Origin of the sequence: Pseudomonas sp. DR208 (assembly GCF_019823005.1) — a bacterium.
GTDB classification, from domain to species: domain Bacteria; phylum Pseudomonadota; class Gammaproteobacteria; order Pseudomonadales; family Pseudomonadaceae; genus Aquipseudomonas; species Aquipseudomonas extremorientalis.
On the sequence record NZ_CP081944.1, the window covers coordinates 6,185,004 to 6,200,962 of the forward strand.

Annotated in this window: 15 protein-coding genes; 4 read left to right on the plus strand and 11 right to left on the minus strand. The window is 60.8% G+C overall.

All coding sequences use genetic code 11. The features are described 5' to 3' along the window. Positions 1-2: 2 nt before the first annotated feature. Both ppk1 and hemB read right to left on the minus strand, forming a co-directional pair. Positions 3-2,225 (minus strand): polyphosphate kinase 1, encoded by a 2,223-nt coding sequence (ppk1, locus tag K5K89_RS28095; protein ID WP_071490472.1) that lies wholly within the window; start codon positions 2,223-2,225, stop codon positions 3-5. An 18-nt stretch (positions 2,226-2,243) separates the two neighbouring features. After that, a complete protein-coding gene (gene hemB, locus K5K89_RS28100; protein ID WP_222540627.1) occupies positions 2,244-3,257 on the minus strand; it encodes a porphobilinogen synthase in 1,014 nt (337 codons plus the stop codon). A 208-nt stretch (positions 3,258-3,465) separates the two neighbouring features. Between hemB and K5K89_RS28105 the strand changes: the two genes are divergently transcribed. After that, a complete protein-coding gene (locus K5K89_RS28105; RefSeq protein WP_071490485.1) occupies positions 3,466-4,101 on the plus strand; it encodes a DedA family protein in 636 nt (211 codons plus the stop codon). On the opposite strand, the gene K5K89_RS28110 is transcribed toward K5K89_RS28105, so the two are convergent. Next, positions 4,082-5,317, minus strand: coding sequence for a sterol desaturase family protein (locus K5K89_RS28110; RefSeq protein ID WP_222540628.1), 1,236 nt, complete (start codon positions 5,315-5,317; stop codon positions 4,082-4,084). The two genes, K5K89_RS28105 and K5K89_RS28110, sit on opposite strands and share 20 nt — an antisense overlap. 116 nt (positions 5,318-5,433) lie before the next feature. Here K5K89_RS28110 and elbB point away from each other — a divergent pair, with 116 nt between their 5' ends. Beyond that, positions 5,434-6,099 (plus strand): isoprenoid biosynthesis glyoxalase ElbB, encoded by a 666-nt coding sequence (elbB, locus tag K5K89_RS28115; RefSeq protein ID WP_222540629.1) that lies wholly within the window; start codon positions 5,434-5,436, stop codon positions 6,097-6,099. Positions 6,100-6,279: 180 nt separating this feature from the next. Here the strand turns inward: elbB and K5K89_RS28120 are convergent, their stop codons facing one another. From K5K89_RS28120 to K5K89_RS28140, 5 genes are all read right to left on the minus strand, one after another. Further along, positions 6,280-6,735: a YaiI/YqxD family protein gene (locus K5K89_RS28120; protein WP_071490476.1), complete on the minus strand. Its 456-nt coding sequence runs from the start codon at positions 6,733-6,735 to the stop codon at positions 6,280-6,282. A gap of 2 nt (positions 6,736-6,737) precedes the next feature. Further along, on the minus strand, positions 6,738-8,633 hold the full coding sequence (locus tag K5K89_RS28125) for an FTR1 family protein (RefSeq protein WP_071490477.1): 1,896 nt from the start codon (positions 8,631-8,633) through the stop codon (positions 6,738-6,740). 183 nt (positions 8,634-8,816) lie between these two features. After that, positions 8,817-9,449 carry a LysE family transporter gene (locus K5K89_RS28130; protein WP_028618426.1) on the minus strand — a complete coding sequence of 211 codons (633 nt, stop codon included), beginning with the start codon at positions 9,447-9,449 and terminating at the stop codon, positions 8,817-8,819. Positions 9,450-9,537: 88 nt separating this feature from the next. Then, positions 9,538-10,110, minus strand: coding sequence for a mechanosensitive ion channel family protein (locus tag K5K89_RS28135; RefSeq protein WP_028618427.1), 573 nt, complete (start codon positions 10,108-10,110; stop codon positions 9,538-9,540). Further along, the gene (locus K5K89_RS28140; protein ID WP_071490478.1) at positions 10,110-12,020 is read right to left on the minus strand and encodes an ATP-binding cassette domain-containing protein; all 1,911 of its coding nucleotides are present in this window, start codon (positions 12,018-12,020) and stop codon (positions 10,110-10,112) included. The genes K5K89_RS28135 and K5K89_RS28140 overlap by 1 nt, the downstream gene beginning before the upstream one ends. Positions 12,021-12,070: 50 nt before the next feature. Here K5K89_RS28140 and K5K89_RS28145 point away from each other — a divergent pair, with 50 nt between their 5' ends. Next, positions 12,071-12,538, plus strand: a complete 468-nt coding sequence (locus K5K89_RS28145; RefSeq protein WP_071490479.1) for a TIGR02444 family protein — start codon at positions 12,071-12,073, stop codon at positions 12,536-12,538. On the opposite strand, the gene K5K89_RS28150 is transcribed toward K5K89_RS28145, so the two are convergent. Continuing rightward, positions 12,535-13,731: an AlgP family protein gene (locus tag K5K89_RS28150; protein WP_222540630.1), complete on the minus strand. Its 1,197-nt coding sequence runs from the start codon at positions 13,729-13,731 to the stop codon at positions 12,535-12,537. The genes K5K89_RS28145 and K5K89_RS28150 overlap by 4 nt on opposite strands. A 192-nt stretch (positions 13,732-13,923) precedes the next feature. On the opposite strand from K5K89_RS28150, the gene K5K89_RS28155 reads away from it, so the two are divergent. Continuing rightward, positions 13,924-14,601 carry an FKBP-type peptidyl-prolyl cis-trans isomerase gene (locus K5K89_RS28155; RefSeq protein ID WP_222540631.1) on the plus strand — a complete coding sequence of 226 codons (678 nt, stop codon included), beginning with the start codon at positions 13,924-13,926 and terminating at the stop codon, positions 14,599-14,601. A gap of 56 nt (positions 14,602-14,657) precedes the next feature. Here K5K89_RS28155 and K5K89_RS28160 read toward each other — a convergent pair whose 3' ends face one another. Both K5K89_RS28160 and K5K89_RS28165 read right to left on the minus strand, forming a co-directional pair. Next, positions 14,658-15,116 (minus strand): Rsd/AlgQ family anti-sigma factor, encoded by a 459-nt coding sequence (locus K5K89_RS28160; protein WP_058424204.1) that lies wholly within the window; start codon positions 15,114-15,116, stop codon positions 14,658-14,660. A gap of 210 nt (positions 15,117-15,326) precedes the next feature. After that, a complete protein-coding gene (locus tag K5K89_RS28165) occupies positions 15,327-15,848 on the minus strand; it encodes a disulfide bond formation protein B (protein ID WP_071488036.1) in 522 nt (173 codons plus the stop codon). Positions 15,849-15,959 lie beyond the last annotated feature (111 nt).

Here is a 15,959-nt window from a genome sequence, read left to right on the forward strand (position 1 = left end):
TTTTAGTTCACCGTCAGAATCGGGCTACCCAACTTCTCCAGCAACGTCGCCTGCGCACTGCGCGGGTTCTGGTTGCCGGTCGGCGTGTTGCGCACGTAGCGACCGTCCGACTGCAGGCTCCAGCTGTGGGTGTTGTCGGTGAGGTAGCTTTCCAGTTCCTTCTTGACCCGCATGATCAGCTTCTTGCCTTCCACCGGGAAGCACGTTTCTACGCGCTTATCGAGATTGCGCTCCATCCAGTCGGCGCTGGAGAGAAACATCTGCTCTTCGCCGCCGTTGAGGAAGTAGAACACCCGGGTGTGCTCCAGGAAGCGGCCGATAATCGAGCGCACATGAATGTTGTGCGAAACCCCGACAATGCCAGGGCGCAGGCAGCACATGCCGCGCACCACCAGGTCAATGCGCACGCCGGACTGGCTGGCCTTGTACAGCGCGCGGATGATCTTCGGATCGGTCAGCGAGTTGAACTTGGCGATGATGTGCGCCGGCTTACCGTCGAGGGCGAACTGAGTCTCGCGGGCAATCATGTCGAGCATGCCCTTCTTGAGCGTGAACGGCGCGTGCAGCAACTTCTTCATGCGCAAGGTCTTGCCCATACCGATCAACTGGCTGAACAGCTTGCCGACGTCTTCACACAAGGCGTCGTCGGAGGTCAGCAGGCTGTAGTCGGTGTAGAGCTTGGCGTTGCCGGCGTGGTAGTTGCCGGTGCCCAAGTGGGCGTAACGCACGATCTCGCCGGCTTCACGGCGCAGGATCAGCATCATCTTGGCGTGGGTCTTGAAGCCGACCACGCCATAGATCACCACCGCACCGGCTGCTTGCAGACGGCTGGCCAGTTGCAGGTTGGACTCTTCGTCGAACCGCGCACGCAACTCGATCACCGCGGTGACTTCCTTGCCGTTACGCGCGGCGTCGACCAAGGCATCGACGATTTCCGAGTTGGCGCCGGAACGGTACAGGGTCTGGCGTACGGCCAACACATGCGGGTCCTTGGCGGCCTGGCGCAGCAGGTCGACCACCGGGGTGAAGGACTCGAACGGGTGCAGCAGCAGGATGTCCTGCTTGCTCACCACGCTGAAGATGTTCTCGCTGTTTTGCAGCAGTTTCGGGATCTGCGGGGTGAACGGCGTGTATTGCAGCTCCGGATGGCTGTCCAGGCCGGTGATGCTGAACAGGCGCGTCAGGTTCACCGGGCCATTGACTTGATACAGCTCGGTCTCGCCCAGGTTGAACTGCTTGAGCAGGTAGTCCGACAGATGTTTCGGGCACGTGTCGGCCACTTCCAGGCGCACCGCATCGCCGTAGCGCCGCGAGAACAGCTCGCCGCGCAGGGCACGGGCCAGGTCTTCGACGTCTTCGGAGTCCAGCGCCAGATCGGCGTTACGGGTCAGGCGGAACTGGTAGCAGCCTTTTACCTTCATGCCCTGGAACAGGTCATCGGCGTGCGCATGGATCATCGACGACAGGAATACATAGTTATCGCCAGCGCCCCCCACCTCTTCCGGTACCTTGATGATCCGTGGCAGCAAACGGGGTGCCGGGATGATTGCAAGGCCCGAGTCGCGACCGAAGGCGTCGATACCTTCCAGCTCCACGATGAAGTTGAGGCTCTTGTTCACCAGCAACGGGAACGGGTGAGTCGGGTCCAGGCCAATCGGGGTGATGATCGGCGCGATCTCGTCGCGGAAGTAGCGACGCACCCAGGTCTTGATCTTGGTGGTCCAGTGACGGCGACGGATGAAACGGACCTGATGCTTTTCCAGCTCCGGCAGCAGGATGTCGTTGAGGATCGCGTACTGACGGTCCACATGGCCGTGCACCAGCTCGCTGATGCGCGCCAGGGCCTGGTGCGGCTGCAGGCCGTCGGCGCCGGCCTGTTCACGGGCGAAGGTGATCTGCTTCTTGAGGCCGGCCACGCGGATTTCGAAGAACTCATCCAGATTGCTGGAGAAGATTAGCAGGAACTTGAGCCGCTCCAGCAGCGGGTAGGACTCATCCAGCGCTTGTTCCAGCACACGGATGTTGAATTGCAGTTGTGACAGCTCGCGGTGGATGTACAGGCTGCTGTCATCCAGGTTGGTCACCGCCGCTACCGGGGCCGGCACGGGCGGTTCGGCCACCACGACGGCCGCGGCGGGCTCATGCTCCGGCGGGGTCTCGGTGACTTGTTCAACCACCGGGTGAGCGTCTTTTACGGCAACTTCTGTGAGTCCTTCGGTATTCATCGAGTGTTCCTGTGAGGGCTATTGTTGCTCTCTAAGCAATTGTGCGGCGCGGGCGGCGAAGTAGGTCAGGATGCCATCAGCCCCGGCGCGTTTAAAGGCTGTCAGGGATTCAAGGATCACCCCTTCGCTCAGCCATCCATTCTGTATTGCAGCCATGTGCATGGCGTATTCGCCACTGACCTGATAGACAAAGGTCGGCACTTTGAATTCGTCTTTGACCCGGTAAAGGATGTCCAGGTACGGCATACCCGGCTTGACCATCACCATGTCAGCACCTTCGGCCAGGTCGGCCGCCACTTCGTGCAGGGCTTCATGGCTGTTGGCCGGGTCCATCTGGTACGAGGCCTTGTTGGCCTTGCCCAGGTTCAGCGCCGAGCCCACCGCATCGCGGAACGGGCCGTAATAGGCGCTGGCGTACTTGGCCGAGTAGGCCATGATCCGCACGTTGACGTGGCCGGCCAGCTCCAGGGCTTCACGAATCGCCTGGATGCGGCCGTCCATCATGTCCGACGGGGCAACCACCTGGGCGCCGGCTGCCGCATGGGACAAGGCTTGCTTGACCAGCGCATCGACGGTGATGTCGTTTTGAACATAGCCGTCTTCGTCAAGAATGCCATCCTGTCCATGGGTGGTGAACGGGTCCAACGCCACGTCGGTGATCACCCCAAGCTGCGGAAAACGCTCGCGCAGGGCACGGGTGGCGCGCTGGGCGATCCCGTCCGGGTTCCAGGCTTCGGCAGCATCCAGCGACTTGAGTTCAGACGGCGTGACCGGAAACAGTGCCAAGGCCGGAATCCCCAACTCGACCCAACCAGCGGCTTCTTCAAGCAGCAGATCAATGGTCAAGCGCTCCACGCCCGGCATCGAAGCCACCGCTTCCCGGCGATTTTCCCCGTCCAGCACAAACACCGGCAGGATCAGATCATCGGTCGTCAGCACGTTTTCACGCACCAGACGGCGAGAAAAATCATCACGACGATTGCGACGCAGACGAGTGGCGGGGAACAGGCGATTGGCAGGGGTAAAGCTCACGACAGACTCCTGAGCCCGGGTTTACGGGCGAGCGTTGCAGTTATAAGCGGCCATTATGACGAAGGTATTACAGTTGTGCTTAAGGATGCGACCTGTAGTCGCATTCGGTATTTCCGTAGGAATTGTTCACTTCGTGACACATCTCGATACTTTCATGAATCTTCATGAAGGCGTAGGCTGCGCGTTCATTTCGCCAGCACCCCAGACCATGCTTCAACAATTCCTGCATGACTTCGGCTACTTTGCGCTCTTCCTGGGCACTTTCTTTGAAGGCGAGACCATTCTGGTTCTCGCAGGCTTCCTGGCGTTCCGTGGATACATGGATATCAACCTGGTGGTGGTCGTTGCCTTTTTCGGCAGCTACGCCGGCGATCAGCTTTGGTATTACATGGGCCGCAGACACGGCCGCAAGCTGTTGGCGCGCAAGCCACGCTGGCAATTGATGGGTGACAAGGCACTGGAGCATATCCGCAAGCACCCGGATATCTGGGTACTGAGCTTTCGCTTCGTGTACGGGTTGCGCACCGTCATGCCAGTGGCGATCGGCCTGTCCGGCTATCCGCCGTTGCGCTATCTGATCCTCAACGGTATTGGCGCTGCGATCTGGGCTTTGGCCTTGGGCGCTGCGGCCTATCACTTCGGCGCCGTACTGGAAGGCATGCTGGGCAGCATCAAGAAATACGAGCTTTGGGTATTGGGTGCCTTGCTGATACTGGGCTTCGGCCTGTGGCTGCGCCGTCGCATCAAGAATGCACGCATCGCCCGCGAGGCCTGCGCCGACGCCAAGGCCCGGCTCGCGGCAGAACCGGACCCGGTCGAGCCGCCTAAGACACCAGTCGAGTAAACCGGCTTCTGCAGCAGTAGAGGCCAATCACACTGAGCAAGCTGTAGCTCAGCAGGCCCAGCCAGCCCAGGTTGCTGGCCGGCCATAACCCGACCAACGGTGCCAGCCACACCAGCGGTACGTTCAGCACCAGCCGCGAAAGCTCGGCCTTCAACGCCCACGGCCGGTTCTCCAGCGCCACCCCCAAGGTAAACAGCCCCAGCGCCATGGCGCTCCAACCGAGGATCAGTGCCGCCGTGGGCAAACCTTCGCCGAAATTCATCAGATAGCTGCCAAAGCCCACATAGGCTGCAAATTGCAGTGCGATGTACACCTGTTGACGCACGTCCAGCGGCACGTCGAATTTACGGAACTGGCTCAGGTCGTGCCTGGCCATCGGGTACTTGGCCTTTACGTCCGCCGGGCGCCAACCGGTGCGCATGAACCAGATGCGCAGCTTGTCCCACCAACGCTCGGTGCGCCGCGCATCACTCCACAACTGGGCATAGAACTGCAGGTTGGCCCACAGCGGATTCCAACTGGCCAACGGCGTGGTTACGCCGAAAATCACCGGTTCGTTGTCGTCCTCCTCCTGGAAGGTACCGAACAGCCGGTCCCAAATAATGAACACACCGCCGTAGTTACGATCCATGTAGAGAGCGTTCTGTGCATGGTGAGCCCGATGATTGGATGGCGTGACGAAAAACCACTCGTACCAGCCGAGCTTCGGCACGTGCCGAGTGTGCACCCAGAATTGATAGAGCAAATTCAGCGATGCCACGCTGATAAACACCACCAATGGCACGCCGAGTACGGCCAAGGGCAGGTAGAAAATCCAGCTCAGCAGGAAGCCGGTACTGGTCTGGCGCAGTGCAGTGCTGAGGTTGTAGTCCTCACTCTGGTGATGCACCGAGTGTGCGGCCCACAGGATGTTGCGTTCGTGACCCATGCGATGCAGCCAGTAGTAGCAGAAGTCGTAGAACACGAAGGCGAACACCCAGGTCCAGACGCTGTGGGCCGGCAGATCGATAACGGCAAGATGCTTGAGGGCGAACGCGTAGGTCAAAATCCCCACGCCCTTGGTCAGCAGCCCCGTGGTGGTGGACAGCACCCCGGTGCTGAGGCTGTTGATGGCATCCGCCACCCGGTAGTTACGCTCGCCGCGCCAACGGTCGGCAAGCAACTCCACAACGATCAAGGCAATGAAAAACGGTACCGCGTAAGGCACGAAGTCCATGGTCTGGTCCGGTCTATTTTTGTTACATCAAGATTAGGTGCAGCGGCGTGAGATCCCATTGGCAACAGATGACAAATTAGTAGACATTTAACGCCAAGACCCCAGGAGAAATGCCCATGAGCAAAAAGATTGCAGTGATCCTTTCCGGCTGCGGCGTGTACGACGGCGCAGAGATCCACGAAAGCGTGATCACCTTGCTGCGCCTGGACCAGCGTGGCGCTCAGGTCCAATGCTTTGCCCCGGATATTGCGCAACTGCATGTGATCAACCACCTCACCGGCGAAGAGATGCCCGAGTCGCGCAATGTGCTGGTGGAGTCGGCGCGGATCGCCCGGGGTGACGTGAAGGATATCCGCGAAGCCAACGCCGGCGATTTCGATGCGCTGATCGTGCCCGGTGGGTTTGGCGCGGCGAAAAACCTCTCGAACTTTGCCGTGGAGGGTGCCAGCTGCAGCGTCAACCCGCAGGTGCTGGAACTGGCCGAAGCCTTTGCCGAAGCGGGCAAGCCCGTGGGCCTGATCTGCATCTCCCCGGCCCTGGCGGCGAAAATCTACGGCCCCGGTGTGACCTGCACCATCGGCAACTGCGCCGACACCGCCGCCGCACTGGACAAGATGGGCGCTACCCACCAGGAGTGCGGGGTGGAAGATATCGTCGAAGACAAGGCACGCAAGCTGGTGAGCACCCCGGCCTATATGCTCGGCAAGAACATCAGCGAGGTCGCTTCAGGGATCAACAAGCTGGTGGATCGGGTGCTGGAACTGACCCACGAGAACGACTGATAGCCCCACCTATGGTGAGCAGGCTTGTAGGTGACTCGGCTTGTTGTGGCGAGCGGGCTTGCCCCGCGTTGGGCTGCGCAGCAGCCCTAAAACCTGCAGCCATGGTCTAACAGACTCACCGCATCGCTTGAATTGGGGCGGCTTCGCCGCCCAACGCGGGGCAAGCCCGCTCGCCACGGATCAGGGTTGGCGCATCAAGCGTGTAAGAATGCGGTCCAGCGCATTGGCAAACGCCTGCTTTTCCTTCTCCCCGTGGGGCGGTGGCCCGCCCCCCATCTGGCCTTGCTCACGCAGATCAGTGAACAGATTGCGCACCGCCAACCGTTCACTCATGTTGGCGGGGCTGAACTCCTTGCCACGTGGATCAAGCGCCGTAACGCCCTTCTTTACCAGGCGGTCAGCCAGCGGCACATCGCTGCAGATCACCAGCTCCCCGGGCTCCGCGTGCTCCACCAGGTAGTCATCCGCCGCATCCGGGCCGCTGGGCACCACAATCAGCTTCACACACGAGAAGCTCGGCTTGATCTGGCTCTGACCGGCCACCAACACCACTTCGAACTGGCGCTTGAGGGCGAACTTCACCACCTGGTCCTTGGCTGCCCGAGGGCAGGCGTCGGCATCGATCCACACCCGCATGCTCAGGCAACCACCCGGCGCTTTTCGGCAAGACGGCTGCGACCGTACAGCACCACAATCGCCAGGATCGCCACCGCCTGTGCACTCAACGAGTACGCATCGGCGTGGATGCCCAGCCAATCGAAATCAAAGAACGCCACCGGCCGGGTGCCGAAGATGCCGGCCTCCTGCAGCGCCTTCACCCCATGCCCGGCAAACACCACCGACAGCGCACACAGCAACGCCGCGTTGATGCCGAAGAACAACGCCAGCGGCAGCTTCGCCGAACCCCGCAGGATCACCCACGCCAAGCCCACCAACAGCACCAGCGCCGTGGCGCCACCCGCCAGCACCGCGTTATGCCCGGCCGGGCCGGCTTGCAGCCACAGGGTTTCGTAGAACAGGATCACTTCGAACAGCTCGCGGTACACCGAGAAGAACGCCAGCACCGCAAAACCGAAGCGCCCGCCGCCGCCTACCAGGCTGCTCTTGATGTAGTCCTGCCAGGCGGCGGCGTGGCGGCGGTCGTGCATCCACACGCCGAGCCATAGCACCATCACACTGGCAAACAGCGCCGTGCAGCCTTCAAGCAATTCGCGTTGGGCACCGCTCACATCGATCACATACGCGGCCAATGCCCAGGTCGCCAGGCCCGCCAGCAGCGCCAGGCCCCAGCCGACGTTAACGCTGCGCACCGCCGATTGCTGGCCGGTATTGCGCAGGAACGCAAGGATCGCCGCCAGCACCAGGATCGCTTCCAGGCCTTCACGCAACAGGATCAGCAAACCGGAGATGTAGCTCAGCGACCAACTCAAGCCATCACCGCCAAGCAGGCCGGCGGATTCGGTAAGTTTGCCCTTGGCCACGTCCAGGCGTTGTTGCACCTGTTCAACCGGCAGACCGTCCTGCAACGACTGCCGGTAGGCCATCAACGCCTTTTCGGTGTCCTTGCGCACGTTGGCGTCGACGTTATCCAGCGAGCTTTCTACCAGTTCGAAACCTTCCAGGTACGCAGCCACAGACAGGTCGTAGGCCTGCTCATGATCGCCCTTCTGGAACGCCGCCAGACTCTTGTCCAGGGTGGCCGCGGTGTAGTCGAGCAACTGCGCCGGGCCACGCTTGACCTGCGGCGGCTGCGCACGCTGGGCGCGGAACGTAGCGGCGGCGGCTGGGCCGTTGGCCGCCAGTACTTCATTGGGGGTCTGGCGGGCCAAGTCGGCGAGGTTGAACGGTTGCTCGCTTTTTGCAGCCGCCGGGTCGGCAGTAAAGCCGGCGATGTAGGTAGCCAGGTCCCAGCGCTGGCGGTCGTCCAGTTGGTCGGCGAAAGACGGCATGTCGGTGCCTTCAACACCCAGGCCCAGGGTGTTGTAGATCGCGTAGAGGCTCAGGCGATCCAAGCGCACGGCGTCACGCAGATTGGCCGGTGGTGGCGTCATGCCCACGCTGGCCGGGCCGTCACCCGCACCTGCGGTGCCGTGGCACACCGAGCAATGCTGGGCATAGAGCGGCGCGCCTCGTGTTGGATCAGGGGTGATCGCCGGGGCCTGGCTGACTTCATAGGCCACGGCTAGTTGGGCACCTAACTGACGGGCTTGGCGGGCGACTGTCGTACCGTCCTGATGGCCGGTTACAGCCGCTGACAGTTCGTCGACGCCTTTGACCAACGCCGCGCGTTCCGGGCGCTGCGGCAGCTCTGCCACCAGGCCCTGCAACACCCCGAGAAACTCCAGCTGTTCACGGTATTCGGATTCATCGATTACCTTGCCCGCCTCCACCGTCGCTGGGTAGTCAGCACCAATGTAATCCAGCAAATGCAGGGCTTGTGGGGCACCCTCGGCCGTCGCGGCCAACAGATTGAAGCTGCACGACATCAACGCCGGCAAAACCAGCCAGGCGAGAAAGCGAAAAGGGGCAGTCATGAATGAATCTCAAAGGGAAATACGAAGTAACACATTGTCAAACGTTAAAGCGTTTGACTCAAGGCACAAGTGATTTGTCGTGGGTTGAGGCAAGGTAGTTTTCAGAACAGTTGGAGGGTGGGTATCAACACCCATGTGGAAGAGGGGCGTGCCCCTCCCCCATTTTCAATCCCGTTTCGTCAGTCAGGCCGTGGCACGATGCAAGCTGGCCAGGAAACCCGCAGCCCCCACAAACAACCCCGCAAACGTACGATTCATCCGTTTCTGCTGCTTAGGCGTGCGCAACAGGCGCAACACCTTCGACGCCAAGCCCGTATACCCCGCCATCACCACCATATCGACGCAGATCATCGTCGCACCCAGGATCAGGTACTGGATCAGTAGCGGCGCCTGTGGGTTCACGAATTGCGGCAGGACCGCCAGCATGAACACCAGGGCCTTGGGGTTGCTGGCGTTGACCAGGAAGCCACGGAACATCATCGCCATCGGTTTACCGATCGGGCGCACGGCCGCGTCATCGGTCATGTCCATGGGCAGGGCGCGCCATTGCTTGATGGCCAGGTACACCAGGTACGCCACGCCAAACCATTTGATCGCATAGAAAGCGGTGGAGGATGTCGCCAGAATGGCACCCAGGCCGCACGCGACCACGGCAATCTGCATCGCCAGGCCCAGTTGCAGGCCGATGGCATTCCAGTAACCACGCAGGAAGCCGTATTGCAGGCCGCTGGACATCGAGGCGATGGCGCCAGCGCCAGGGGAAAGGGAGATGATCCAACTGGCCAGGAAAAAGGCCAGCCACGTATCGAGTGCCATTACACACCTCAGGAGGGAGTTTGCTGTTGTGCCTTAAGCTAACTCCGCCGACCAAAGGATGGCTATAGATTTTTACAGGATGTGAATACTAGCGGTCGCCCGGAAAGACATGGGTACCTGGCCAACGGCGCACCGAGCGCTGGAAGAACAGGCTGTTGGGCACCTGCACCATCGCACTGTCGGTACCGGCCTCTGCCACTTCGACCAACGTGGTATAGAGCAGGTTGATCGCCACGACCCGACCCTTCACGCCCGGTTTGTCGACGGTATCCACCAGTTCGACGATGTCACCCAGGCGAAAGGGCCCGACGGTGAAAATCAGAATGGCGCACAGCAGGTTGGACAACACCGACCACATGGCGAAGAACGCCACGGCGGCAACCGCGACAAACCCGGAGAGTGCCGTCCACAACACCGTGGCGGACACGCCCAGGCGACCCAGCACAAAGATCAGCGCACTGCCCATGATCAGCCAGCGCAAGCCACCGCGCAGTGGCATCAGCAATTGCGGCGGGAACGGATAGCGCTCACCCAGGCGAGTCAGGCCCTTGGCGACAAACCGCTGTGCGAGGTAGCCGGCCAGCAGGATCAGCAGGATTTGCACGCCGACCCATACGGGTTCGACCCACTGCGTCGGTATCGGCAGTTGCAACGCTTCCATCAGGACAGCGCCTCCAGCTCCGCTTGCAGGGTTTCCAGCAATTCGAGGGCCTCCATCCAGGTTTCCTCCAATTGCCCTTCGCGTACTTTGAGCTTGGCCTGCTCAGCCAGCAGGTCGCGCAGTTCGTCCTTGCGGGCCGCCTCGTAGACGGCACTGTCGCCCAGGCTGGTTTCGATCCTGGCCAGGCGCTCATGCACCTTGCCCAGCTCGGCCTCCAGCTTGTCGGCTTCACGCTTGTGCGGCGCCAGCTGTTGACGCAGCGCGGCGGCGGCCTGGCGCTGGGCTTTCTTGTCGGTCTTGTCCGGGTTGACTGGGGTGTTGCTGACCGGCGCGTTGCGCAGGCGGTAATCCGTCAGCCAGCGCGCATAGTCATCCAAGTCGCCGTCGAACTCTTCGACTTTACCGTCCGCCACCAGCAGGAAGTTGTCGGTGGTGCTCTTGAGCAGGTGGCGATCGTGAGACACCACCAGTACCGCACCGCTGAACTCCTGCAAGGCCATGGTCAGCGCCAGGCGCATTTCCAAGTCAAGGTGGTTGGTCGGTTCGTCGAGCAGCAGCAGGTTCGGACGGTCCCAGGCGATCAACGCCAAGGCCAGGCGGGCTTTTTCGCCGCCGGAGAAATTCAGCACCGGCTCGTCGATACGCGCGCCACGGAAGTCGAAACCACCGAGGAAGTCGCGCAGGGTCTGTTCGCGCTCGGTCGGCGCCAGGCGCTGCAAGTGCAGCAACGGGCTGGCCTTGGCGTCCAGCGAGTCCAACTGATGCTGGGCGAAGTAACCCACCACAGTGTTCTCGCCACGGGTCAGACGCCCAGCCAATGGCGACAGCTCGCCTGACAGGTTCTTGATCAGCGTCGACTTGCCCGCGCCGTTGGGGCCGAGCAAACCGATACGCGCACCCGGCGTAAGCTGCAGCTTCACTTTTTCCAGGATGGTCTTGTCGCCGTAGCCCAGACGCGCATCGGAAAGATCCAGCAACGGGCTGGAGATCTTCACCGACTCACGGAACACGAAGTCGAACGGTGAGTCGACGTGGGCCGCCGACAGCTCTTCCATTCGCTCCAGGGCCTTGATCCGGCTCTGGGCCTGCCGCGCCTTGGTGGCCTGGGCCTTGAAGCGGGCAATGTAGCTTTCCATGTGCGCACGTTGCGCCTGCTGCTTCTCGTAAGCCTGTTGCTGCTGGGCCAGGCGTTCGGCGCGGGCGCGTTCGAACGCAGTGTAGCCGCCACGATAGAGGGTGATCTTTTTCTGCTCGACGTGGGCGATGTTGTCGACCACGGCGTCGAGGAAATCCCGGTCATGGGAGATCAACAGCAAGGTGCCCTGATAATTCTTGAGGAAGTCTTCCAGCCACAGGATCGCATCGAGGTCCAAGTGGTTGGTCGGTTCGTCGAGCAGCAGCAGGTCAGACGGGCACATCAACGCCTGCGCCAGGTTCAGGCGCATGCGCCAGCCGCCGGAGAAGTCGGCGACGGGGCGGTCCATCTGTTCGTTGGTAAAGCCAAGGCCGGCGAGCATTTTGCGCGCACGGGCGTCAGCCGTATAGCCGTCGGCGCTGTCGAGTTCCGAGTGCAGGCGCGCCTGTGCGGCGCCGTCCTGGGCTTCCTCGGCCTCGGCCAGGTCGTGTTGCACCTGACGCAGGCGCAGATCGCCATCGAGCACGTAGTCGATTGCAATACGGTCGAGGGTGTCGATCTCCTGGCGCATATGGGCGATGCGCCAGTCGGCTGGCAGCAGGCAGTCCCCGGAATCCGGGGTCAGCTCACCCAGCAACAGAGCGAACAACGTGGATTTGCCGGCGCCGTTGGCACCGATCAGGCCGGCTTTGTGACCGGCGTGCAGGGTCAACTCGGCGTCTTCGAGAAGACGTTGCGGACCACGCTGTAATGTTAGGCTTTGAAGTCGGATCATAATGGCGGCGGAGTCTACCAGCTTCGTTGGCCGCTGGCTTGGGTGTGAATATGTGCGCTGACCTGTGGAGCTTTGCCCTCTCGACTTACGCCCGCTCAGGGTGCGAGGCCGCTTGCCTGCGTTTGCAGGAGCAAGGTGCGGACGTGTGCCTGTTGCTGTGTGGTGCGTGGCTCGAGCAGCGTGCGGTGATAGCGACCGCCGAGCGCATGCAGGCGCTGAAACAGATCGCCGGGTCTTGGCAGACACACGTAATCAAACCGTTACGACAGGTGCGCATGCAATGGCGCGCCATGGCGCTGCAGGATCAGGATTTGGCGGGCTTACGCGAACGGGTCAAGGCCCTGGAGCTGGACGCCGAACGGCAGTTGCTGGAGCGCCTGGAAGCGTTGGCACAAACATGGCCGACAGGCGATGCGCAGGGTCAGCAACGATGGTTGGAAGGACTGGCGGCTGAGGATACCGCCAACCTTGACCGCGACGCGCTGCAGCAGCTGCGCGTCGCGGCCACCAGCACTTAGGAAGCGCTGGTTGGGGTGGTGCTTGGCGCTACCGGGGCAGGCGTGCTGCTGGCCGGTGCAGTTGGAGCGGTGGCTGCAGCCGGGGCGGCAGCAGGTGTTGCTGGCTTGGCAGCAGCAGGTTTGGCTGCTGGCTTGGCGGCTGGTTTCGCAGCAGCAGGTTTGGCCGCTGGCTTGGCAGCTGGTTTCGCAGCAGCGGTTTTAGCAGCTGGCTTGGCGGCTGGTTTCGCAGCAGCGGTTTTAGCGGCTGGCTTGGCAGCTGGTTTTGCAGCAGCGGTTTTAGCGGCTGGCTTGGCGGCTGGTTTTGCAGCAGCGGTTTTAGCGGCTGGCTTGGCGGCTGGTTTCGCAGCAGCGGTTTTAGCGGCTGGCTTGGCGGCTGGCTTGGCGGCTGGTTTTGCAGCAGCGGTTTTAGCGGCTGGCTTGGCGGCTGGTTTTGCAGCAGCGGTTTTAGCGGCTGGCTTGGCGGCTGGTTTTGCAGCAGCCGTTTTAGCGGCTGGCTTGGCGGCTGGTTTTGCAGCAGCCGTTTTAGCGGCTGGCTTGGCGGCTGGTTTTGCAGCAGCCGTTTTAGCGGCTGGCTTGGCGGCTGGTTTTGCAGCAGCCGTTTTAGCGGCTGGCTTGGCGGCTGGTTTTGCAGCAGCCGTTTTAGCGGCTGGCTTGGCGGCTGGTTTTGCAGCAGCGGTTTTAGAAGCTGGCTTGGCAGCAGCAGGTTTTGCTACGGCTTTAGCGGGTGCCTTGGCAGCAACAGCTTTGCTCGCCGGCTTCTTCGCCGCGCTCGCTGCAACAGCTTTAGCTGGGGTACGAGCACCCAACACCTTAGCCACGGCTTCCTTCACACGACCTACGCCCTGAGCCAGTTTCAGGCTTTCCTGAGCATCTTTTTTCAGTTGGGAAATGTAGGCGCGGGTTTCAGCTTGGCGATCCTTGAGGGCGTCCAGCAGGTCCTCAAGTTCTTTGACAGCGTCTTTGGCTTTGGCTTGTGCCTTGGCCTTGCCGGCAGTAGCGGCGTCTTGCAGTTTGGTACGGGATTTGTGCAGCTTTTCTTGCGCTTTACCGCGTTGTTTTTCCAGCTTGGCGAGCAGTTTTTCTGCATCGGCCAACGCTTGGGAACAGGCGCTTTCCAGATGTTCGAGCAAGCTGCCCGAGAGTTGTTGGAGTAAATGCAACGGGGTATTAACAGGCTTCTGTTTGGCCGACATGGTTTACCTCCTGGCTGACGTGGGTGCGGCTCATACTAGCCCTCTGCTCTTACCGCCGCTAGGGCATGTTGACAGTATCGTTTGCCTGGCGTTGCACCGTGAGAAAATTCTTATCGAGATAACGAAAATACGCGGCACTTTTTACGTCACCACACTGGCATAATCCGTCGCACTTTCGGCGGGAGGATGCCCATGTCGCGTTACCTTTTTCTTGTGCTTGGCCTGGCGATTTCGGTGGCCAATGCGAGCGAACAATCGCCGGTAAAAAACACCGACCAGAACCAGCACGACCTCGCCTACAGCCTGGGCGCCAGCCTCGGCGAACGCCTGCGCCAGGAGGTTCCCGACTTGCAGATCCAGGCGCTGGTCGAAGGCCTCAAACAAGCCTATCAAGGCAAACCCCTGGCGCTGGACAACGCACGCATCGAACAGATTCTTGCCCAGCACGAAGCACAAAGCGAAGCTGACGCGCAGGCACCTCAAAGCGAAAAAGCACTCGCGGCCGAACAACAATTCCTGAGCAAAGAAAAAGCCACAAAGGGTGTGCGCGAGTTGGCGGATGGAATCCTGCTTACCGAGCTCACCCCAGGCACTGGCGACAAGCCGAAGGCCAGCGACCAGGTTCAAGTGAAGTACGTGGGACGGCTACCCGATGCGACAGTGTTCGACCAGAGCGCGCAACCTCAATGGTTTCGCCTGGACAGTGTGATCAGCGGTTGGAGCAGCGCGTTGCAACAGATGCCGGTGGGCGCCAAATGGCGCCTGGTGATTCCATCGTCCCAGGCCTATGGCGCCGACGGTGCCGGCGAGTTGATCCCGCCCTATACACCCCTGGTGTTCGAGATCGAATTGCTCGGTACCCGACACTGAGGCAATAAAAAACGGTGCGCCATGCGCACCGTTTTTTGTACCGCTATTATCGCGGATCAAGCCTGGGTAGCAGACTCTTCCTTGTGAGCGTTGTGCAGCACTTCGATCAGGCAGTCTTCCAGCTCGAACCGTTCGTGAAGCAACGCGCCCAATTCCTTGAATTTATCCGCCACGCAGTTACCGGCATCACACAGGTCGGTGAACTCGAGCAGCTTTTCAGTGATGACGTCGATACGCGGGTAAATGGTTTCCGCCAAATCCAGGCCACGCTGATCGTCGAAGGCCTCGGCCTCCTTGGTCAGTTGCTCATAGACACCGAAATGGCCGGCTGACACGTAGTCCACCAACACACCACAAAAGTCCTGCAACGGTTCACGGTTCTCGGCCAGTGCTTCAGGCTTGGCGCCAAGAGCATCAAAGGCCCGAACCAGTTCGTGACGTGCCTTCAACCAGCTGTCGATCAGCTTGTGCACCCCACCCCAGCGTTCCTGAGCATTCTGACAACTTTCCAGCATGATGATCTCTCTTCCCTAATAGGGGCGCTGCCGCCTGGTGCCCGCGCAACACTTCAAGGATAAAGCAGCAGCCGGACAAGGCCGCGTCTGACAAACGGTTTGAACTACACGTGCGGGCCAGATTATGCCCGCATGACTATGGCTTCAAGGTACGCAGGAGAGAAAGTTCATACAAGTGTTTAATCCCGTCCTACAAACTGCGACCCGATATCAGCGCCTCGCCGGGCGCAAACGTTGGCTCAAAAACAGCTGTGAAAATTGCATGACGCCCAATATCAACATTCCAATGAAGAACAGCAGGCTCCACTCCGGCAGGCTCAAGTCAAACAGCGTCCAGTTGATCTCAACGCAGTCGACGGTGCCTTTGACGGTCAATTGCAGAGCCTGCCAAAACGACAGGTTTTCGATCATGTAATGCAGGCTGGGCCAGCAATCAGCCGACTGTCCCGGTGCGGCGTTTTGCAGCAGTACCTGGCGTACGGCGGTAATGGCACCCAGCAGTGCGAAGCCCATGCTCGCCAGCCCATACAGGCAGATAACCGAGCGCTTGGGGTTATGAAGGGCGGCGACCAGATTGACTAATGTGAAACCGGCCAGGAAACCCCGCTGCATCTGGCACAGGAAGCAAGGACGCAACGAGACCCCGAACTCGAGGTAAAACGAGGCGCCCAATGTCAGCGCACCCGCCAGGAACGCAAGGACATACAAGGAGCGTGAAGGGGCCAAAGACATGCTTTATCCGCATCGCGAAAGATAGGTCGCTACGGTAGAGGAAAGGCCTGACCGCTTTCAATACATGCTGGAGCAGACGATTCCGCGAGAGGTTAAGGAGATCCCGCCAGA

Bases quoted from the DNA above. Each gene is read 5' to 3' on its own strand.
- ppk1 (WP_071490472.1), bottom strand. From the start codon at position 2,225: ATGAATACCGAAGGACTCACAGAAGTTGCCGTAAAAGACGCTCACCCG.
- K5K89_RS28105 (WP_071490485.1), top strand. From the start codon at position 3,466: ATGCTTCAACAATTCCTGCATGACTTCGGCTACTTTGCGCTCTTCCTG.
- K5K89_RS28110 (WP_222540628.1), bottom strand. From the start codon at position 5,317: ATGGACTTCGTGCCTTACGCGGTACCGTTTTTCATTGCCTTGATCGTT.
- elbB (WP_222540629.1), top strand. From the start codon at position 5,434: ATGAGCAAAAAGATTGCAGTGATCCTTTCCGGCTGCGGCGTGTACGAC.
- K5K89_RS28120 (WP_071490476.1), bottom strand. From the start codon at position 6,735: ATGCGGGTGTGGATCGATGCCGACGCCTGCCCTCGGGCAGCCAAGGAC.
- K5K89_RS28125 (WP_071490477.1), bottom strand. From the start codon at position 8,633: ATGACTGCCCCTTTTCGCTTTCTCGCCTGGCTGGTTTTGCCGGCGTTG.
- K5K89_RS28130 (WP_028618426.1), bottom strand. From the start codon at position 9,449: ATGGCACTCGATACGTGGCTGGCCTTTTTCCTGGCCAGTTGGATCATC.
- K5K89_RS28135 (WP_028618427.1), bottom strand. From the start codon at position 10,110: ATGGAAGCGTTGCAACTGCCGATACCGACGCAGTGGGTCGAACCCGTA.
- K5K89_RS28140 (WP_071490478.1), bottom strand. From the start codon at position 12,020: ATGATCCGACTTCAAAGCCTAACATTACAGCGTGGTCCGCAACGTCTT.
- K5K89_RS28145 (WP_071490479.1), top strand. From the start codon at position 12,071: ATGTGCGCTGACCTGTGGAGCTTTGCCCTCTCGACTTACGCCCGCTCA.
- K5K89_RS28150 (WP_222540630.1), bottom strand. From the start codon at position 13,731: ATGTCGGCCAAACAGAAGCCTGTTAATACCCCGTTGCATTTACTCCAA.
- K5K89_RS28155 (WP_222540631.1), top strand. From the start codon at position 13,924: ATGTCGCGTTACCTTTTTCTTGTGCTTGGCCTGGCGATTTCGGTGGCC.
- K5K89_RS28160 (WP_058424204.1), bottom strand. From the start codon at position 15,116: ATGCTGGAAAGTTGTCAGAATGCTCAGGAACGCTGGGGTGGGGTGCAC.
- K5K89_RS28165 (WP_071488036.1), bottom strand. From the start codon at position 15,848: ATGTCTTTGGCCCCTTCACGCTCCTTGTATGTCCTTGCGTTCCTGGCG.